The 19,834-nt window shown below is 70.1% G+C and carries 15 protein-coding genes and 1 pseudogene; 15 read left to right on the top strand and 1 reads right to left on the bottom strand.

The window, feature by feature from the left end; all coding sequences use genetic code 11:
- Window positions 1–3: 3 nt before the first annotated feature.
- Window positions 4–1,017, bottom strand: coding sequence for a hydroxyacid dehydrogenase (locus ABZ896_RS39000; RefSeq protein ID WP_360939761.1), 1,014 nt, complete (start codon window positions 1,015–1,017; stop codon window positions 4–6).
- 203 nt (window positions 1,018–1,220) lie between these two features.
- Here ABZ896_RS39000 and ABZ896_RS38995 point away from each other — a divergent pair, with 203 nt between their 5' ends.
- The 15 genes and pseudogenes from ABZ896_RS38995 to fusA all read left to right on the top strand — a co-directional run bounded on the left by ABZ896_RS38995 (window position 1,221) and on the right by fusA (window position 19,750).
- Window positions 1,221–2,543, top strand: a complete 1,323-nt coding sequence (locus ABZ896_RS38995; protein WP_360939759.1) for an extracellular solute-binding protein — start codon at window positions 1,221–1,223, stop codon at window positions 2,541–2,543.
- A gap of 35 nt (window positions 2,544–2,578) precedes the next feature.
- Window positions 2,579–3,532 (top strand): sugar ABC transporter permease, encoded by a 954-nt coding sequence (locus ABZ896_RS38990; RefSeq protein WP_360939757.1) that lies wholly within the window; start codon window positions 2,579–2,581, stop codon window positions 3,530–3,532.
- Entirely contained in the window at window positions 3,529–4,395 is an 867-nt protein-coding gene (locus tag ABZ896_RS38985) for a carbohydrate ABC transporter permease (protein WP_360939755.1), read from the top strand. Before ABZ896_RS38990 ends, ABZ896_RS38985 begins: the two co-directional genes overlap by 4 nt.
- 229 nt (window positions 4,396–4,624) lie before the next feature.
- On the top strand, window positions 4,625–5,425 hold the full coding sequence (locus ABZ896_RS38980; protein ID WP_360939753.1) for an alpha/beta fold hydrolase: 801 nt from the start codon (window positions 4,625–4,627) through the stop codon (window positions 5,423–5,425).
- Window positions 5,426–5,497: 72 nt separating this feature from the next.
- Complete coding sequence (locus ABZ896_RS38975) at window positions 5,498–8,956, top strand: putative Ig domain-containing protein (RefSeq protein ID WP_360939751.1); 3,459 nt, start codon at window positions 5,498–5,500, stop codon at window positions 8,954–8,956.
- A gap of 93 nt (window positions 8,957–9,049) precedes the next feature.
- Window positions 9,050–9,676, top strand: a complete 627-nt coding sequence (locus ABZ896_RS38970) for a DJ-1/PfpI family protein (RefSeq protein ID WP_360939749.1) — start codon at window positions 9,050–9,052, stop codon at window positions 9,674–9,676.
- Complete coding sequence (locus tag ABZ896_RS38965) at window positions 9,667–10,725, top strand: ABC transporter substrate-binding protein (protein WP_360939747.1); 1,059 nt, start codon at window positions 9,667–9,669, stop codon at window positions 10,723–10,725. Before ABZ896_RS38970 ends, ABZ896_RS38965 begins: the two co-directional genes overlap by 10 nt.
- Window positions 10,726–10,781: 56 nt before the next feature.
- Complete coding sequence (locus ABZ896_RS38960; RefSeq protein ID WP_360939771.1) at window positions 10,782–11,747, top strand: iron ABC transporter permease; 966 nt, start codon at window positions 10,782–10,784, stop codon at window positions 11,745–11,747.
- Window positions 11,748–11,750: 3 nt separating this feature from the next.
- Window positions 11,751–12,548: an ABC transporter ATP-binding protein gene (locus ABZ896_RS38955; protein WP_360939745.1), complete on the top strand. Its 798-nt coding sequence runs from the start codon at window positions 11,751–11,753 to the stop codon at window positions 12,546–12,548.
- Window positions 12,475–13,374 (top strand): annotated as a pseudogene (locus tag ABZ896_RS38950) (DUF6282 family protein). The gene ABZ896_RS38955 and the pseudogene ABZ896_RS38950 overlap by 74 nt, the downstream one beginning before the upstream one ends.
- Window positions 13,371–13,523, top strand: coding sequence for a hypothetical protein (locus tag ABZ896_RS38945; protein ID WP_360939743.1), 153 nt, complete (start codon window positions 13,371–13,373; stop codon window positions 13,521–13,523). Before ABZ896_RS38950 ends, ABZ896_RS38945 begins: the two are co-directional and overlap by 4 nt.
- A gap of 356 nt (window positions 13,524–13,879) precedes the next feature.
- Window positions 13,880–14,989, top strand: a complete 1,110-nt coding sequence (locus tag ABZ896_RS38940; protein WP_360939741.1) for a DUF3500 domain-containing protein — start codon at window positions 13,880–13,882, stop codon at window positions 14,987–14,989.
- Window positions 14,989–16,329: a HupE/UreJ family protein gene (locus ABZ896_RS38935; RefSeq protein WP_360939739.1), complete on the top strand. Its 1,341-nt coding sequence runs from the start codon at window positions 14,989–14,991 to the stop codon at window positions 16,327–16,329. The genes ABZ896_RS38940 and ABZ896_RS38935 overlap by 1 nt, the downstream gene beginning before the upstream one ends.
- 33 nt (window positions 16,330–16,362) lie before the next feature.
- Window positions 16,363–17,472, top strand: a complete 1,110-nt coding sequence (locus tag ABZ896_RS38930; protein ID WP_360939737.1) for a serine hydrolase domain-containing protein — start codon at window positions 16,363–16,365, stop codon at window positions 17,470–17,472.
- A gap of 307 nt (window positions 17,473–17,779) precedes the next feature.
- A complete protein-coding gene (fusA, locus tag ABZ896_RS38925) occupies window positions 17,780–19,750 on the top strand; it encodes an elongation factor G (protein ID WP_360939735.1) in 1,971 nt (656 codons plus the stop codon).
- The last annotated feature ends 84 nt before the right edge of the window (window positions 19,751–19,834 follow it).

The raw sequence follows: 19,834 nt of genomic DNA, 5'->3' as shown, positions 1-19,834 counted from the left end.
GGTTCAGGCGCTGATGGCGAGTTCGGACCGGCGGACCGCGTGGGCGGGGGCGAGGCCGAGGGCGAGACGTTCGAGCTCCGCGACGACCGTGCCGCCGAGGCGGGCCAGTTCATTGCCGAGGGAGCCGGCGATGTGCGGGGTGAGGAAGACGTTGGGCAGCCGGTAGAGCGGGGAGCCGGCGGGCAGCGGCTCGGGCTCGGTGACGTCCAGCACCGCGCTGATCCGCCCGGCGACCAGCTCGTCGGTGAGCGCGTCGGGGTCGACGAGGGCGCCCCGCGAGGTGTTGATCAGCACACCGCCGTCCGGGATCAGGGCGAGCCGCTCCCGGCCGAGCATGCGGTACGTCTCGGGGGTGTCGGGCGCGTGCACGCTGACGATGTCGCTGCCGCGCAGCAGCTCGTCCAGCGGCAGCGGCTGTGCGCCGAGGGATCTCGCCTCCGCGTCCGGCACGTACGGGTCGTGGAGGGCGACCGACAGATCGAAGGGGCGCAGCAGTTCGAGCAGCCGTCGCCCCACCCGGGAGGCGCCGATGATTCCGACCCGCCGCCCCAGGTTGCCGACCGCCGCGTACTCGTCGGGGCCCGGATAGACGTGCTCGTCGCGGAAGCGCTCGCGCAGGCGGAAGGCGTCCTTCCCGGCGAACAGGATCGCGGCGAGCGTGTACTCGGCGACGGGCAGCGCGTTGGCGCCGACCGCGCTGGAGACGGTGAGCCCGCGCTCCCAGAACGCCTCCCCGAGCATGCTGCGGACGCTGCCGCCGGTGTGCAGGACGGTCCGCAGCAGGGGAGCGGCGTCCAGCGCCTCGGCGCCGAGGTGCGGGCAGCCCCAGCCGGTGATCAGCAGCTCGGCCCGGGCCAGGGCGGGGGCGGCCGCCGTATCGGCGAAGTCGTGGACGACGAGACCCGGATCGATGGCCACGAGCTCGCGCAGCCGGGACATGAGGGGCGGCGGGAAGAGCTCGGGAAGGTGGACCGGGTTCATCGCGAACACGGCGGTGGGCAGCGGGGCTGAGGACATGGCACTCCTGCTGGCTAGTAAACGTATTCCACGCTACGGAGTCCCTTCGGCAAAGGTCAACATGCAGGCCAAACCGACCCGGAGGCAGGGCTCTTACGGGTGCCGCGAAATATTCTCACTTCGCCCTCTTGTGGATTCCTCGCGCTCCGTCCTACGGTCCACGACAAACGGTTACTATCCGACGCGCCTTCCGTGGAGGACCGATGTCCCCGTTCCGTAAGAGAGCCCTGGTGCCGGTGGCGGCCGTGGCGTCCCTGTCCCTCCTGCTCGCCGGCTGCGGGGCCGACGACTCCGGATCGGCCACGAAGACCACCCAGGGCAAGGTCACGCTGGAGTTCTGGAGCTGGTCCGACGGCATCGAGGCGCAGACCAAGGTGTGGAACAAGGCACACCCCGACACGCAGATCACCTACGTCAACGCCGCCGGCGACACCGTCTACCCGAAGCTGCGGGCCGCGGTGAACGCCGGTACCGCGCCCTGTCTGTCGAAGATGGACGGGATGAACCTGGCGACCTTCGCCGCGGACGGCCTGCTCACCGACATCACCAAGGTCGCGGCCCCGTACAAGAGCGCCTACACCAGCGCGGCCTGGAACGCGGTCAGCCCCGGCGGCACCACCTTCGGCATCCCGACGGGATCCTCGCCGCTGTTCACCGCCTACCGCGCGGACCTCTTCGCGAAGTACGGCATCACGGCCCCGAGGACGTGGGCGGACCTGATCGCCGACGGCAAGAAGGTCCAGGAGCAGGACAAGAACGTCAAGATCTTCAACATGGCCGGTGAGGACCCGAGCACCCTCGTCGACCTGTCCTGGCAGTCCGGCGCCCAGTGGTACAAGGCCGACGGCGACCACTGGGTCATCGACTTCACCTCGCCCGAGGCGCTCAGGGCCGGTGACGTCGTCCAGCAGCTCGTCGACAACGACCTGACGTCCAGCGCCTCCTACGCCGACCCGGGCGTCTTCAGGACCTGGGACCTCGGCAGGACCATCGCGATGACCACGTCCACCTGGCAGTTGCCGATCTACGACACCAACTTCCCCAAGTCCAGGGGCAAGTGGCAGCTCGCCGACGCCCCGCTCTTCGACGCCGCCCAGCCGCGCACCTCCAGCAACTTCGACACCACGGCCGTCCTCAAGGGCTGCAAGTACCCCGACCGCGCAGCCCAGTTCGCCGCCTGGCTGTCCAGCAGCAAGGAGTCGCTGACGGCCCTCACCGACCCCGCGTCCAAGTCCGGGCTCTTCCCCGCCGTCAAGGACGTCTCGCCGTACGTCGACAAGATCATCCCGACGGACATGTTCAACGGGAAGTCGGACAGCGCGCAGGTCATCACCACGGCCGCCGCCCGGGTCGGCGACCAGTGGCAGTACGGGCCCAACTACGCGGCCATGTACTCCGAGATGCAGAAGCAGTGGGGCAAGGTCCTCAAGAAGCAGCTCAGGGTGAAGGACATGCTCGCCTCGCTCCAGAAGTGGACCCTCGACGACCTCAACGGCAAGGGCACCAAGGCCGTCGCCGGCAGCTGACCCGACTCCCGTAGGCACCACCCCTGGAGACACCCGTGCCCACCCTGACGCGACCGGCCGCGGTCGCCACCGCCTCCCCGGCCCGGCGGACCTCCCCCCGCCGGACCGGGAGAAGGGGAGCCCGCAAGGGGCTGCTCTTCGCACTGCCCTTCCTGCTGGGCTTCGTGGCCACCTATGTCGTGCCGATCTGCTACGCCTTCAGCCAGAGCCTGCACGAGAAGAGGAGCAGCGGGCTGGGTTTCGGCCCCACCCGGGTCGTCTTCACCGGCTTCGCCAACTTCGCCTCGATCCTCGGTGACAGCGCCTTCTGGTCCAGCGTGCTGCGCACCCTGCTGTTCGGCACCGCGCAGCTCACGGTGATGCTCGGGCTGTCCCTGCTGCTCGCCCTGCTGCTGGACGGGGTGGCGGCCCGCGCGGTGCGCTTCTTCCGGGCCGCGCTGCTCATCCCGTACGTCGTGCCCGCCGTGGTCTCGACCGTGATGTGGCTGTTCCTCTACAGCCCGACCGGCTCGCCGCTGCTCGACCTGGCCCACCGGGCGGGCACCGACCTCGACTTCTTCGGCGGCGTCAACACCTACCTCTCGCTGGGCAATCTGCTCACCTGGCAGGGCGTCGGCTTCAACATGATCCTGATCTCCGCCGCCCTCCAGGCGCTGCCCCGCGAGCTGTACGAGGCGGCGCGGCTGGACGGCGCCCGGGAGTGGCGTATCGCCTGGTCGGTCAAGGTTCCCAACATCACCGGGATCCTCGTCCTGACCGGCATGTTCTCCCTGATCGGCCGGCTCCAGCTGTTCGCCGAGCCGCTGCTGATGCGGCAGATCGCGCCGGAATCGATCAACACCGACTTCACTCCGATGATGGAGATCTACGACAAGGCGTTCCGCACCGGCGACTACCAGTACGCGGCCGCCGAGTCACTGGTCCTGGCCGTGATCACCGGCGTCCTCGCCTTCGTCTTCTACCGGGTCACGAACAGGAAGATGTCATGAGCAGTGTCGCCACCGGGGGCGGAGCGCGCCCCACCCGCCGGGCGGTCGCCCTCACCACCGGTCTGCTGGTCCTCTTCCTGCTGTACTCGCTCGCCCCCACCTGGTTCCTGATCGTCTCGGCGACGAAGAACCAGACCGACCTGTACTCGACCTTCGGCCTGTGGTTCTCCGACAACCACCTGGGGAGCAACCTCCAGGACATCTGGACCTACCACGACGGGGTCTTCACCCGCTGGATCGGCAACTCGGTCCTGTACTCCACCCTCGGCGCGACGGGCTCCACGCTGATCTCGCTCGCCGCCGGCTACGGCCTGGCCAAGTTCGAATTCCGGGGCCGCGGCGCCCTGTTCGCGCTCATCGTCGGCGCCTCGCTCCTGCCGAGCACCCTGCTGGCGTTCCCCCTCTACCTGGTCTTCGCGAAGATCGGCCTGACAAACACGATCTGGTCGATCCTCATCCCGTACTTCATCAATCCGTTCGGGGTCTACCTCGGCAAGGTCTACGCCGACAGTTCCGTGCCCGGCGAGCTGATGGAGGCGGCCCGGATCGACGGCGCGGGGGAGGTGCGGATCTTCTGGACGGTGGCGCTGCGGCTGATGATGACCGGCGGCATCACGATCTTCATGCTCGTCTTCATCGACATCTGGAACAACTTCTTCCTGCCGCTGTTCATGCTCAACGGCGAACGGACCTTCCCGGTCAGCCTGGGGCTGTACTCCTGGCTCCAACAGGCCCAGACCGCACGGGACATGAACACCCTCGTCCTGACCGGCTCCCTGCTGTCGATCGTCCCCCTCGCGGTCTTCATGTTCGCGCTCCAGAAGTACTGGCGCAGCGGAATCCTGATGGGCAGCCTCAAGTGAGGTACGCGTGGGTCGGCGCCGACTCCCACGGCGCCACGTCCGCCTTGGGTTGGTACCCGGGTGCACACCTCCGCTTTTCCCGGGACCTCGTCAACCAGCGTTCCCGGGGCGGGATCCGGGCGCCCGATCTGCCGGCCACCCCCAGCCTGGCTGCCCCTGCCCCTCAACTCGACGGCCCCGACCTGTACTTCACCCGCGCAGCCCGCCCGCCGGCACCGGACGGCTGCCGATGACCCTCCTCGACCTCGACCGCGTCCGTCTCTTCTGCACCCGGCACGGCCCCGCCGACGCCCCGGCGGTGCTGCTGGTGCACGGCTGGGGCGGGGACGGGCGGGAGTGGGCGCCGCACGCCGAGGCGCTCGCCGACGTCTTCCACGTCCTCCTCCCCGACCTGCGCGGGCACGGCCGTTCCCAGGTGCCGGAGCGGGGCAACACCCCGCAGGAGATGGCCGACGACCTGGCCGCGCTCCTCGCCGCCCTCGGCACCGGGCCCGTGACCGCCGTAGGCCACTCCATGGGCGGCCAGGTCGTCAACCTGCTCGCCGCCCGCCATCCGCACCACGTCCGGTCGGTCGTCGCCCTGGACCCGGCTCACGGAGCACACGGCGAGGAGGTCGAGCGGATCCCCGAGCGGCGCCGGGAGTACGACGAGCACGGCGCCCGGGCCGCGGCCGCCTTCGTCGCGGCGGCCTTCGCGCCCGACGCCCCGCCCGGACTGCGCACCGCCCACGTCCGCACCATGCTCGGCACCCCGGACCACGTCGTCGCCCAGGCGTACGCGGGCATGTACACCGACCCGGGCGCGGTCGGCGTGCGACCCCACACCGAAGCCCACCTCCGCCGCCGCTCCCAGCCCGCCCTCACCGTGTGGACCTCCTCCGAGGCCGCCGCCTGGGAGCGCGGCACCCTGCACGTGCCCGGCTCCCGCGTGGAGCACTGGCCGCACACCGGCCACTACCTGCACGAGGAACGAACCGACCGCACGATCCGCCTGATCCGCGACTGGGCGACGGGGGAGACCGCCGACTGACGACGGTCCCGTCCCGTACCGCCTCCGATGTTCCACCCACACCCGTTGGAGAGCCGCATGTGGCATGCCCCGGTGCCCGGGCCCAGACGCGCGCAGCGCTGGGCCACCACCGTCACCCTCACCCTGTGCGCCCTGCTGGCAGCGCTGCTGCCCGCCTTCCCCGCCCGCGCGGCCACCCCGGCCGCCTACCCGACGGTCACCCTGCGCGAGACCACCGGCGCGGCCGGGTTCGTCCACCCCGGCATCGCGGTCAGCGCCTCGAACCTGAGGCTCGCCCGCAGCCAGGTCCTCGGCGGAGTCGAGCCCTGGGCGTCGTACTACGCGGCGATGCTCAAGACGAAATACGCCTCCGCCGCCCTCGCCCCCGTCAACAAGGGCTCCGCGCCGGACACCCCGAAGACGGACGCCTTCAACTCCCAGGGCGTGGAAGGGCAGTTCATCCAGGACGCGTTCGGGGCGTACACCCAGGCGATCCAGTACTTCATCACCGGCGACCCGGTCTACCGCGCCAACGGGATGCACATCATCCGCACCTGGTCCCACATGGACCCCGCCAAGGTGGCCTCCTACCCGGACGACCACATCCACGCCGGCATACCGCTGATGCGCATGCTCGCCGCGGCCGAGATCTTCCGCTACTCCAGCGTCACCCCGGGCAGCGACGGCTACGACACCGCCTGGACCGACAGCGACACCGACAACCTGACGAAGAACCTGATCACCCCCGTCATCGAGATCCTGCTGTACGGCAACACGTTCTTCATGAGCCAGCAGCCCTACCCGCTCGTCGGCGAGATCGCCGGCTACGCGTTCACGGACGACCGGGCCGGGTACGACCGGGCCGTCGAGTGGTTCTCCGTCAACTCCGGGAATCCGGACCGGAATACCAACGGCGCCCTCGTCTCCCTGATCCGCGAGATCGACGCCAAGGACCCCCTCAACCCCTACGGCCGCTCCTTCGTGCAGGAGCAGGAGATGGGCCGCGACCAGGCCCACGCCTGGGACGGCATCAACGCGCTGAGCGAGATCGCACGCCTGCTCACCGTCCAGGGCACCCGCCTGGACCCGGTCACCGGGACCGTGTCGACCGAGCGCGACGCCGTGTCCCCCTACCGGTTCGGCAACGACCGGCTGCTCGCCGGACTCGACGCCTTCTACGCGTACATGATGGGCAGGACGATCCCCTGGATCGACACCACCGGCGGCCCCGGGAAGCCGTCCGAGGCCTATCGCGGACGGCAGTTCGACCCGATCGACGAGCTGTACGACATCTACCGCTACGACCTCGGGGTCGACGTCGAGAAGAAGGCACCCAACGTCGCCAGGATGCGCGAGCAGGCCGACGGGCCGATCTTCTACTGGGGCACCGGCGCCTACAACTTCTGGAACAGCAACCCCGATTACAACCCGGACTACTGGCTCTCCCTGCCCGCGCAGACGGCCGGACAGGTCCGACCCGAGCAGGCCAGCGCCCTGGTCCCGGTCGCCCGCCGGAGCATCGCCCTCGACGGGCGGACCCGGGTCGCCCAGGACGACGGTCACGCCATCGTGCGGATGCGGGCGTCGAAGAAGGGCACCAGCATCGCGGTCCGCACCCTGATGTACGACAGCCGCAACGGCTACAGCCCGGTCGGCGTCCTGATCCGCACGAACGGCCCGGCCACCCTCCAGATCCGCAAGAACATGTCCCTCGCGCCGTACCACACGGTCAACCTGCCGGACACCCACGGCAATTGGCGGTACGTCACCTATGACATGGACTACGCCGTCGTCCCCGGCAGCACCGGAGGCGAGAACCTGGCGTACTACACGGTCGTCGGCGCGGGCGGGGTCACGGTCGACGTCGACAGCGTCAACCTCCAGGCGAAGGCGCAACTCAGCCCGCCCGTCTTCGCGCAGGGACAGCGGACCACGCTGATCGGCGTGGCCGGCGCGCCTCTCAGCCGTTCTCTGGCGGCGACGAACTCCGGTGATGGGAAGCTCAGTTACGAGGCACCCGGCCTGCCGGAGGGGGCGACCTTCGACACCGGGACCGCGGCCTTCGACTGGACGCCCGCGCGCTCCCAGACGGGCACCTTCCGTACGAGTGTCGTCGCCTCCGACGGCACGACCGACACCGTCCTGGCCGTCACCCTGAAGATCGCCCGCGACCGGGAGGGCGCCCTCGCCCTGGCCCAGGCAGGGTTCGACGCGAAGGCCACCTATGTGACCGCGACCCGCGACGCGTTCGACACCGCGGTGGCCTCGGCGCGGGTGGCCGGCGACGACGATTTCCTCGACGCACTCGCCGCCGTACAGAAGGCGGTTCGGGGTCTACGGCTGCTCAACCCCGAACTCACCGACGGCACGCTCGCCTACCCGTCCCTGGTGACCTCGTCCCTCTCCGCGACCGGCGTGTGGAACATGGCCGACGACGACGTCAACACCTACTCCGGCGACCTCACCGCGCCCTTCACCCTGGACTTCGGCGCCGGCTTCCGGGTGCGCGCCGACGCCTTCGGACTGCGGGCCCGGTACAACTTCGCCAACCGTTCGCAGGGCGCCAACGTCTATGGCTCGAACGACGGTTACACCTGGACGCTCCTGACGGAGCGCGAAACCACCGACACCACACCGACCTTCCCAATGGAGACCATCCCGGTCCGTTCCGAGGTCCAGGACAAGGCGTTCCGCTTCTTCAAGGTCCAGGTGGACGACCCGGGCATCCCCACCGACCCCGACTACCCCGGCCTGTCCTCCTACAGCGAACTGCGCGTCCACGGTGAGCGGTTGGAGACCGCGCAGGCCGTGTCGTCGGTGTCCGTCTCCTCCAGCGACTCCGATCCCGGCCGCGCCGTCAACGGCGACACGGTCACCCTCGACCTGACGGCCACGGGCCCCCTGGCCGACGTGACCGCGACCGTCGAGGGCGCCGCCGCCAAGGTCACCCGCACCGACGACCGGCACTGGCGGGCGACGGCCGTACTGCCGGAGGACGTCGACTACGGCCGCGCCCTGCGCTTCACGGTCGACTACACCACGGCCGACGGACGGACCGGTTCGACGGTCACCGACACGACCGACGGTTCGGCGCTGCAGCTCTGGAACACCCATGTGCAGGAGGTCCAGGTCGCCGAGGACTGGGTCGACGCGTCGTCGCCGCAGTTCCCGGGGACCGGGACGACCGCGGCCAACGGCTGGCGGATGTTCGACGGCGACCTCACCACCGCCACCGACACCACCTCGGGCAACGGCTGGGTGAGCGTGACGCCGACCGACGGTTCCTCACTGGCCCTCGACGCGGTCATGGTCCACCCGAGGGCCACGTTCGTGAACCGGGGCAACGGCACGGTCGTCCAGAGCTCCACGGACGGCGGCCAGACCTGGCAGACCCTCGTGACGGTCACCGGGATGACCAGCGACCAGCAGTGGTACACCTTCAAACTGCCGAAGCGCACGGTCACACCGATGCTGCGGATCTACGACGGACACGGCGGATTCACCAACCTGGCGGAGGTGCGGTTGCTGCAGTTCGACGAGGCTGTGTCGTAGGGCCGGGAACTCGACGGCCCGTACGACCGACTCCTTGGACAGATCAGCACCACCGCGGGGACCACGGTCCCCGCACCAGCCAAGGAGAAGCCGATGCCTCTGCGTGTTCAGATCCTCATGTACGACGGTGTGGAGGAGCAGGACGCCATCGGGCCGCGTGACGTCTTCGGACACGCCGTCCAGGCGGGCGGCCAGGTGGAGACGACACTGGTGCGCCCCTCGGCGCCCGGCGAGGTGACCTGCTTCTTCGGCACCAGGATCACGGTGCCGACCGCCTGGGATCCCATCGACACCGAACTGCTGATCGTGCCGGGCGGCGGCGATGGGCTGGTCCACGACACGGACGTCCACCGGGAGTTGGCGCGGGCGCAGGAGGCGGGTGTCGTCCTCGCCGGTGTCTGCACGGGCGTCATGGTCCTGTCCGCGGCGGGCCTGACGAAGGGCCGTCCGTGCACGACACACGGCCTCGCCAAGTCCGAACTCGCCGCCCAGGGAGGCGAGGTGGTCGACGCACGCGTCGTCGACGACGGGAACCTGGTGACCGCGGGCGGTGTCACCAGCGGGATCGACCTGGCGCTGTGGATGCTCTACCGCGAGTGCGGGCCGTCCGTCGCCCTCGGCGTCGAATCGATCATGGAGTACGAGCGGCGCGGCACCGTCTGGCGGAACTCCGGGCTCTCCTCGCAGCTCTCCTCGCACGAGGAGCCCGCATGCCGATGAACCGGCCGACCGCCGCCGCGCTGGCCGCCGCCCTCTGCCTGCTCACGGCGGCATGCGGCATGTCGTCCGGCGTGTCCGACGGCAGCGCGAGCGATACAACTGCCGCGGCCGCGAAGGCCGGTTACCCGGTCACGCTGGACAACTGCGGTAGACAGCAGACCTTCCAGAAGGCCCCCGATCGGGTCGTCGTCATGAACGGCGCCTCGGTCGCCGAGGTCTCCACACTCCTCGCCCTAGGCCTTGAGGACCGGATCGTCGCCAATCAACAGAGTTACGGCATGTCCGAGGTCCCCGGCCGGGCCGCCGCCGTCAAGGCCCTGCCCACCGGTGACATCCAGCTCAACGAGGCGTACGACATCCCCCGCGAGGCCATGTTCGGGCTGCGCCCCGATCTCGTCCTGTCCGTCACGTCGTACGGCTTCGACGAGAAGAACGGCTTCGCCACCCGCGAGCAGTTGGAGCAGGTGGGGGCCAACAGCTATGTCTCCCCGCAGGGTTGCGACGACGACCCGTCCAGGATGACCGTCGCCGACAGCTACCGGCTCCTGCGCGACATGGGCCGGATCTTCAACGTCTCCGACAAGGCTGAGGAGTTGATCGCCGCCTCGGAGAAGAGCATCGCGGCGGTCTCGGCGAGGGTCCAGAAGGTCCAGGAGGTTCAGGGGAAGAAGAAGCCGAAGGTCCTGGTCCTCTTCTCCCACATGTCCATGGGTACGGGCGACTTCAGCTCAGTCTTCGCCCACGGCATCGTCAACGACATCCTCGCCCGGGCCGGCGGCGCCAACGCCTTCGAGAGCGCCTCCGGGACCACCTTCGCCGACCTCAGCAAGGAGAAGGTGGCCGCCACCGACGTCGACGCGGTCGTCGTCATCGGCTACAACGACCCCGACCCGGCGGCGTACGCCAAGAAACTGCTCAAGGAGTTCCCCCAGTGGCCGGCCGCCCGGAACAACACGTACGTGACGCTGTCCGACTCGATGTACCTCGGCCCGAGCAACGACCTGGCGGTGGCGAAGGTCGCGAGGATGCTGCACCCCGACGCGTTCTGAGCGGGCTCAGGATCCCGTTGGTGTTCACGCTGCTGCCCGTCGCGCTGGCCGTCACTATGATCGTGGCGATCAGCGTCGGCGCGGTCGCCGTGCCCGTCGGCGACGTGTGGAGGATCGTCCTCCACCACGTCACCGGCGCGGGCCCGGCGCCCTCCGACCCCGCGCTCGACCAGATCGTCTGGAACTTCCGCACCTCGCGGGTGGTCCTGGCCGCCCTGGTCGGCGCGGGCCTGGCGGTGACCGGAGCGGTCCTGCAGACCGTGGTGGCCAACCCCCTGGCCGACCCCGTCGTCCTGGGCTTCTCCTACGGCGCCACGCTCGGCGCGGTCCTCGTCATCACCCTCGGCGGGGGCGCCGTACTCGCCGGGCTCGGGGTGTCGGCGGCGGCCTTCGCCGGTGCGGTCGTCGCGGGCGCGATGGTGTTCGCGCTCGGGCAGCGGCGGGGGCGGCTGGCACCGGTCCGGCTGGTGCTGGCCGGTGTGGCGATCGGCTACGTCTTCCTCTCGGCGACCAGTTTCGTCCAACTCCAGGCGTCACCCAACGAGTTGCGGACGGTGATGTTCTGGATGCTGGGCAGCGTGGCCGGCGCCCGGTGGGACCAGATCCCCACGGTCGCCGTCGTCGTGCTCGCCACGACCGTCCTGCTGTCCCTGTTCGGCCGCCGCCTCAACACCCTGCTGGCGGGCGACGAGTCGGCCACCGCGCTCGGCGTCGACGTCCATCGGCTACGGGCCGTCCTGCTGGTCCTCACCGCACTGCTGACCGGCACGGTCATCGCGGTCGCGGGCAGCGTCGGCTTCGTCGGCCTGATGATCCCGCACCTGGTCCGGCTGACCGTCGGCGCCGACCACCGCCGCCTGCTGCCCCTGGCGGCCCTGCTGGGCGCCCTCTACCTTGTCCTCGTCGACCTGCTCTCCCGCACCCTGGACCGCCCCAACGAAGTGCCGCTGGGCATCCTCACCGCCCTGCTCGGCGCCCCCTTCTTCCTGTGGCTGCTGCGCCGCAACAAGGGCCTGGACTGAACCATGAAACTCACCGTCGACAGACTCCACGTCACACTGGACCGCAACCCCGTCCTGCGGGACGTGAGCCTCACGGCCCGCAAGGGCGAGATCGTCGGCCTCGTCGGGCCCAACGGCAGTGGGAAATCAACCCTGTTGCGCACCGTCTACCGCTCGCTGCGCCCGGCGGACGGGGTGGTCAGGGTGGGCGAGGACGACGTGTGGACGCTGTCGCCGCGCGCCGCGGCCCGCCGTACCGCCGCCGTCCTCCAGGACGCCGGCGGCGACACGACCGGGCTGACCGTCGCCGAGATCGTGGCCCTCGGCCGCGCGCCCCACCACGGTCTGCTCGGCCGCGACGGCGCCGACGACCGCGCGGCCGTCTCCGACGCCGTCGACCGCTGCGGTGTACGGCACTTCGCGGACCGCGACTACGGCTCCCTCTCGGGCGGCGAACGCCAACGCGTCCTGCTGGCCCGCGCGTTGGCCCAGAACCCCCGCCTCCTCGTCCTGGACGAACTGACCAACCACCTCGACATCCGGGCCCGCTTCGAACTCCTGGACCTCGTCCGGGCCGCCGGGATCACCACGCTGGCGGTCCTGCACGACCTCGACCTCGCCGCCCGTCTCTGCGACCACCTGGTCGTCCTGCACGAGGGCACGGTCGCGGCGGCCGGCCCGGTCCTGGAGGTGCTCACCCCGACCCTCCTCGCCGACGTCTTCGGCGTCACCGCAACCACGGAACGGCATGCCGACGGGATCATCCGCGTTACGTACGCGGCTCGGCCGCTGGCGCAAGAGAGACAGGCAACTGCGGGGTGAGTGCAGCCGTGATCCAGTGGCGGCGGAACGGGTCCGTGATCACTCGCCAGTGTTGTCCAGGCGCTCCGCTCCACCATCAACAGTGCTTCACCGACCGCCCGCACCCGACCTGATGAAGCGCCGCGTGGACGATCTGACGCCGACGGCCCGCTTCACGGAGGTCGGTCTGTCCGGATACGTGCTCAAGTCGCACTACGTGCCCACGGCGGAACGGACCGAGCTGGTACGGGGCGCCACCCCCGGCTTCGCTGAGGTCGGCGCGTCAACGCCTCGGTGGGCGGGATGAACCCGGTCGCTGTGGAGATCGCCGCCCGCGGCGGGAATGGCGGCCGACCCGGTGGACGTGGTCGGCCCGGACGGCAGAGTCCTGGACAGCACGCGGCAGCTGCTGCGGGTCATCGCGAGCCACGACATCACGCTCGCCACCGGCCACCTGGCCTCCGACGAGATCACCGCTGTCGTGGACGCCGCGGTCGAGAAGGGCGTACGACGGATCGTGATCACCCATCCCGAGTTCACCTCGCAGCGCGTGGGCGTGGAATGCCAACGTGAACTGGCCGCCCGGGGCGCCCTGTTGGAGCGGTGCTTCACCACGCCGTACACCGGAAAGGTCTCCTGGGAGCTGTGGCTGCAGAACATCCGGGCGGTCGGCCCCGAGCACTCCGTCCTCTCCAGCGTCCTCGGCCAGCCCTTCAACCCTCCGGTGGAGGACGGCCTTCCGCTGCGCGCCGACCGGCTGCTCGACGTCGGCTTCACCGAGGCGGAGATCCGCACCATGGCCGTCGACAACACCCGATGGCTCGCCGGAGCGGAGAAGGACCGGTGAACGCCGTCCTCGAAGTCCGCGACCTGTCCAAGCAGTTCGTCAAGGACGACCTCGGGATCATCGCGCTGCGCGAGCTGAGCCTGGAGATCGAGGAGGGCGACTTCGTCACGGTCCTGGGCCGCAGCGGCTGCGGCAAGTCGACCTCCTGAACATGAGAAGGCGAAGGAGCTGGCCGCCTTCCAGAGAGCGCTCGTCCGGGCGCGGAAGGACATCCGGTCGGACGATTCGGCGGACACCAGGAAATTGCTCGCCAACTACCGCAAGGTCATGCTCAAGAAGGATATCCGGGCGACGACCGGCTCGTCCCGGCGAATCTGTGCGAAACGTAGTCCCGGAGGCCGAACCTGAAATCTGTGAGCATCCGCCACAGCTTCGCATAGGCAGGTCCGAGTGCTGTTGAATGCGGTCCACAGCACGGGCTGGTGGAATTTATCTCACCAGAACAACGGACAGGAATTCGTTTCCGGAATTCGTTGTGAAGCCTCTCGCGAAGGGACTGGCAAAGGTGCCAGAGAACAACACTCACCGCAGGTCGAAGAACCGCTGGAAGAAGGCGGGCGTGGCGTTCGCCGCCGGCTCGGCCCTCCTCTTCGGGGCGGTGTACGTCAACGCGAACGCCGCGACCGGGTCGTCCACGAGCGAGGTGTCCGCCGACGCGGCAGCCACGGCCGACTCCGTCTCGGACGTGGTCACCGCGGCGAACACCTTCCTCGCCACCCTGGACGAGGACCAGCAGGCCGAAGTGCTCCTCGACTTCACCGAGGCGAACGCCACCGCCTGGTCCAACCTCCCGTGCGGCTCCGCCTGTCGGGTCGGCATCGCGTTCAGCTCGCTCAGCGACGAGCAACTGACCGCTGCCAAGGCGGTGTTGAAGGCCGCGACGGGCACCGCCACCGACACCGGCTACGACCAGATCAGCCAGATCCTTGCCGCCGACGACTACCTCGGCGAGACCGCCAGCGGCTACGGCAGCGGCAACTACTACCTGGCGTTCCTCGGCACTCCGGGCACCAGCGGCACCTGGCAGCTGCACTTCGGCGGCCACCACCTCGCGGTCAACCTCACCTACAAGGACGGCGAGGTCGAGGGCACCACCCCGTACTTCGTCGGAGTCGAGCCGACCAGCTGGACCGACGACGACGGCACCTCGTACGCCCCGATGGCGGGCATGCACGACGCGATGCTCGCCCTGCTGGCGGGCCTGAGCACCTCCGAGCTGACCGAGGCGAAGCTCTCCGAGTCGTTCAGCGACGTCCTGCTCGGCCCGGACGACGACGGCGACTTCCCGACCACCAAGGAGGGCCTGGCCGTCAGCGAACTGACCGACGACCAGCAGGAGTTGGTCCTCAACGCCATAGAGCCGTGGGTCGACGTGGCGGACGACACCACCGCCGCCTCCGTACTGAGCACCTACAAGTCCGAGCTCGACGAGACCTACATCTCCTACTCCGGCGGCACGGACCTGGACACCCAGGGCGACTACGTCCGCATCGACGGGCCGGGCGTGTGGATCGAGTTCGTCTGCCAGGACGGCGTGGTCTACCAGAACCAGATCCACTACCACACGGTCTACCGCGACCACTCCACCGACTACGGAGGGGAGTTCTCGTTCTGATGGACCACCTGCCGATCTCACTGCCGCGTGCGCTGCGCACGCTGGCCGGGATCGCGGTGGCGGTGACGGCGGCGCTGCTTCTGGCGGCGCCGCCCGCCGGCGCGCATCCCATGCCCCACTCGGTGCTCCGGCTCGACGTGCACGAGACGTCGGTGACCGCCGAACTGGCCCTGCCCGTCGGCGACTTCGCTCGCGCCAGCGGCATCACGCTGGACGACACCACCACGGCGAAGCAGCTGTCGGCCCGATCCACCGCGATCCGCACCTACTTGAGCGCCCATCTGCACCCCACCACCACCCAGGGCGCCGCCTGGTCCGTCGCCGTCGGCACCCCGGCCCTGGGCCGCGCACAGCAGACCTCCACCGGCACCTACCGCGAACTGACCGTCAGCGCAACGCTGGTGCCGCCCTCCGGCGGGGACCCGCGCCGGTTCGTCCTCGACTACGACGCGATCGTCCACCAGGTCGTCACCCACACCGTCCTGGTCACCGTCCGCCAGGACTGGGCCGCCGGCAAGGTGGCCGAGGAGGGCGACGACAGCGCGACCCAGGTCGGTGTCATCCGCACCGACACCCGCACCATGACCGTGGCCCCTCTCACCGTCGACCTGGAGAGCGGCAGCGTCTGGAACGGCACGTACGCCATGGTCCGCCTCGGCGCCCACCACATCCTCGAAGGCACCGACCACCTGCTCTTCCTGCTCATCCTCCTGTTGCCCGCCCCTTTGCAGGCGGCGAAGAACCGCTGGAGCGGACTGGCGCCCGCACGCACAGCCCTTCGCCGAACGGCCCGCACCACCCTCGCCTTCACCATCGGGCATTCCCTCGCACTCGCCCTCAGCGCATTCGGCCGCCTCGACATTCCGGCCCAGCCCGTCGAGGTTTTCATCGCGTTCAGTATTCTCGTGGGTGCCGTCCACGCGATTCGCCCGCCTTTCCCGGGACATGAAGCGGAAATCGCCGGATTGTTCGGCCTGGGACACGGCCTCGCCTTCTCCCTCACCCTCGCCGAAATGAATCTGTCGACCACGCAATTGGCCCTCAGCCTGGCCGGATTCAATCTCGGCATCGAATGCATGCAGCTCCTTCTCGTCCTGCTCGCCCTGCCGACCCTGATCTGCCTCACCCGGCTGAAAAGGCATGCCGTCGTCCGCACCGCCTGCGCGTTGCTCACCGCGACGGCGGCCGTCGGCTGGCTGGCGGACCGCCTCGGTCTGCCCAACCCCGTGGCGACCGTCGCGGACGGCGCCGGCATGTACACCACCCAACTGCTCGCCGTCCTCGCCACCAGTGCGCTGCTCGCCGCGCTCTGGACGGCCGCCCGCGCGAAATTCGGTTGACCGGGCCCGGACGGCAGGAGCTGAATACCCGGCATGGCCGACATCCAGGGCACGTACGACGATCTGTTCACGGCGGTGCCCACGGCGCTGCTCGAGTTGCTGGACGCCGGGGACGTGAGCGGCTCGGTGGCCGTCTTCGTGGACGGCGAACCCGTCGTGGACGTGTGGGGCGGCTTCGCCGACGCCGGACGGACCGTCCCCTGGGAGCGGGACACCGTCACGAACGTGTTCTCGGTGACCAAGACGATGACGGCCCTGTGCGCGCTGGTCCTGGCCGACCGGGGCGAGCTGGACCTGGACGCGCCGGTCGCCCGGTACTGGCCGGAGTTCGCCGCGCGGGGCAAGGACAAGGTGCTGGTACGGCATCTGCTCTCGCACACCGCCGGGCTGCCCCACTGGGACGGCCCCGTCGAGGAGATCTACGACTGGCCGGCCGCCACGGCCCGTCTCGCCGCCCAGCCCCTGCTCTGGGAGCCCGGCACCGCCGCCGGATACCACTCCCTCACCCAGGGCTTCCTGGTCGGCGAGGTGCTGCGCCGGATCACCGGCCGCACCGTCGGCGAGTTCCTCGCCCAGGAGGTGACCGGACCGCTGGACGCCGACTTCCGCATCGGGGTGGGCCCCGAGCACGACCACCGTGTCGCGCTCACCGTTCCGCCGCCCGGCCGGGACGAGGACTACACCGCGAGCGCTCCGGCCAGGGAGGGGGAGACCCCTGCGGAAGGCACCGCGATGCGCGTCCGCGACGCCAACAGCCTCGCCTGGCGGCGCGCCCAGATCCCGGCCGCGAGCGGCTACGGCAACGCCCGCTCGGTCGCCCGCACCCTCTCCGTCCTGGCCTGCGACGGCACCCTCGGGGGAGTACGGCTGCTGTCCCCCGAGGGCAGCGCGCGGGCCCGGGAGGAACAGTTCGAGGGCGACGACCGCGTGCTCGGCATGCCGGTGCGCTGGGGCCTCGGCTACGGCCTCTTCGGCACCACCTACGGCTGGGGAGGCTGGGGCGGCTCCCTCGCCATGATCGACCCCGACGCCCGCATGGTGGTGGCGTACGTGACCAGCCAGATGCGCGAACCCGCCCAGGACAACCGGGGGTTGGAGATGGTGATGTCCGCCTACGACGGCCTCCAGGGCCTGCGCAAGTGAGCCGGGAAAATCCCGTGCGCCGCTCCTGAGGATCTCCCTACACTCACCGCACAGACCTACGACGACGAGTGAGAGGGGAACGGCCATGCGCGAGCGCGCGGTTGTCGCCGTTCCCCGCACGTCGTACGACGTGATCCTCGTGTCCTCGCCCCTCCGGTGCCCGCTGCGCGGCCGGCACCGGACGCCCGCGACGACTGTCTGACCGCGTCAACTTCCTTTACAAGAAGCATCTTTGACGTGCCGTCACGTCTGGATCGTCCGGGAATCGCGCCGCCCTGTCACCGCACCACAGGAAAGGCCACAGGCCGTGCGCACCACCACCGACCCCCTCGCCACCGTCCGCAACCTCGGCATCCTCGCCCACGTCGACGCCGGGAAGACGACCGTCACCGAGCGGATCCTCTACGCCACCGGAACCACCCACAAGCGCGGCGAGGTCCACGACGGCACCACCGTCACCGACTTCGACCCGCAGGAACGCGACCGCGGGATCACCATCTTCGCCGCGGCCGTCAGCTGTACGTGGGACGGGCACCGGATCAACCTCATCGACACCCCCGGGCACGTCGACTTCGCCGACGAGGTCGAGCGGTCCCTCAGGGTGCTCGACGGGGCCGTCGCGGTGTTCGACGCGGTCGCCGGCGTCGAGCCGCAGAGCGAGTCCGTGTGGCGCCAGGCCGACCGGTACGGCGTCCCGCGGATCGCGTTCGTCAACAAGCTGGACCGCGCGGGCGCCGACCTGGACACGGCCGTGGAGTCCATCCGGCGGCGGCTGCACCCGGCCCCGCTGGTCGTGCAGGTGCCGATCGGCAGCGAGGACGGCTTCACCGGCGTCGTCGACCTGGTCCGGATGCGGGCGCTGATCTGGGCGGACGGCGCCGTCGTGGCCGAAGAAGTCCCGGTGCCGGACGGCCTGTTGGCGGAGGCGGTACGCAGGCGACGGCTGCTGGAGGTGGCCGTCGCCGAACGCCACCCGGCCGCACTGGAGGAGTTCTGCGACCGCGAGACGCTCTCGGCGGCCACGCTCACCGCCGCCCTGCGCGACCTCACCCACAGCGGTGACGGCGTGGTCGTCCTGTGCGGCTCGGCCTACCGCAACCGGGGGATCGAGCCGCTGCTGGACGCCGTCGTGGCGTACCTGCCGTCGCCGCTCGACGTCCCCGCCGTACAGGGGACGCACGACGGCACGCCAGAGGAACGGCTCGCCGATCCGGCGGCGCCCTTCGCGGCGCTGGCGTTCAAGGTGACCGCCACCGCCACGGGGCGGCTGACCTACCTCCGTGTGTACTCGGGAACGATCGAGAAGGGAGACGCCGTATGGGACGCGGCAACAGGGCGCACCGAGCGCGTCGGGCGCATCCTGCGGGTCCGGGCCGACCGGCACGCCCCGCTGGAGCGCGCGGTCGCCGGGGACATCGTCGTCGTGGTCGGGCTGAAGTCCGCCCGCGCAGGTACGACCCTGTGCGCACGGGACGCTCCGCTCGTCCTCGAACCGCCGAGCGTGCCCGAACCGGTCGTGTCGGTGGCGGTGGAGGTCCAACGGTCCACCGAGACGGACCGGTTGACCGCCGCGCTGGCCCGACTGGCCGAGGAGGACCCGTCGTTGGCGGTCCGCACCGACGCCGAGACCGGCCAGACGCTGCTGTCCGGCATGGGTGAACTGCACCTGGAGGTCGCGGTGGAGAAGGTGCGGCGCGACCACGGGCTGGACGTCAACGTCGGCCGCCCGAGGGTGAGTTACCGGGAGACGGTTTCGCGCGGTGTGTCCGGGCTGGTCTTCCGGCACGTCAAACAGGACGGCGGCGCCGGGCAGTTCGCGCATGTGGTGCTCGATGTCGAGCCGTCCGACGAGGACTTCGTGTTCCGTTCGGCCGTGGTCGGCGGGCGTGTCCCGCAGGAGTACGTCCGCGCGGTCGAGGCCGGCTGCCGGGACGCCCTCGCCGAGGGGCCGCTCGGCGGGCACCCGGTGACCGGGCTGCGCGTCACCCTCACCGACGGATCGACGCATGTGAAGGACTCGTCCGACACGGCGTTCCGTACGGCGGGACGGCTAGGTCTCCGGGAGGCCCTGCGCGCCTGCGCGACGGTCCTGCTGGAGCCGGTCGCCGAGGTCACGGTCACCGTGCCCGAGGACGCCGTCGGCACGGTCCTCGGTGACCTCGCCGCACGGCGCGGCCGGGTCTCCGGATCGGTCGTCCGCGGCGGCGCGACGGTCGTCACGGCGACCGTGCCGCTGGCCGAGCTCTTCGGCTACGCGACCCGGCTGCGCAGACACTAGTGAACATGACCGAGGGGCCGCTTCAGATCTTGTCTGAAACGGCCCCTCGACCTGCGACTTCGTAAAGTCGGGACGACAGGATTT

Source organism: Streptomyces sp. NPDC047072 (assembly GCF_040643855.1).
Lineage (GTDB): Bacteria > Actinomycetota > Actinomycetes > Streptomycetales > Streptomycetaceae > Streptomyces.
This window is presented reverse-complemented; position numbering and strand designations above follow the sequence as displayed.

What these genes read in the sequence shown, in the direction of transcription:
- ABZ896_RS38965 (WP_360939747.1), top strand. Translation starts at nt 9,667, where the DNA reads ATGCCGATGAACCGGCCGACCGCCGCCGCGCTGGCCGCCGCCCTCTGC.
- ABZ896_RS38995 (WP_360939759.1), top strand. Translation starts at nt 1,221, where the DNA reads ATGTCCCCGTTCCGTAAGAGAGCCCTGGTGCCGGTGGCGGCCGTGGCG.
- ABZ896_RS38935 (WP_360939739.1), top strand. Translation starts at nt 14,989, where the DNA reads ATGGACCACCTGCCGATCTCACTGCCGCGTGCGCTGCGCACGCTGGCC.
- ABZ896_RS38980 (WP_360939753.1), top strand. Translation starts at nt 4,625, where the DNA reads ATGACCCTCCTCGACCTCGACCGCGTCCGTCTCTTCTGCACCCGGCAC.
- ABZ896_RS38985 (WP_360939755.1), top strand. Translation starts at nt 3,529, where the DNA reads ATGAGCAGTGTCGCCACCGGGGGCGGAGCGCGCCCCACCCGCCGGGCG.
- ABZ896_RS38960 (WP_360939771.1), top strand. Translation starts at nt 10,782, where the DNA reads ATGATCGTGGCGATCAGCGTCGGCGCGGTCGCCGTGCCCGTCGGCGAC.
- ABZ896_RS38970 (WP_360939749.1), top strand. Translation starts at nt 9,050, where the DNA reads ATGCCTCTGCGTGTTCAGATCCTCATGTACGACGGTGTGGAGGAGCAG.
- ABZ896_RS39000 (WP_360939761.1), bottom strand. Translation starts at nt 1,017, where the DNA reads ATGTCCTCAGCCCCGCTGCCCACCGCCGTGTTCGCGATGAACCCGGTC.
- ABZ896_RS38955 (WP_360939745.1), top strand. Translation starts at nt 11,751, where the DNA reads ATGAAACTCACCGTCGACAGACTCCACGTCACACTGGACCGCAACCCC.
- ABZ896_RS38930 (WP_360939737.1), top strand. Translation starts at nt 16,363, where the DNA reads ATGGCCGACATCCAGGGCACGTACGACGATCTGTTCACGGCGGTGCCC.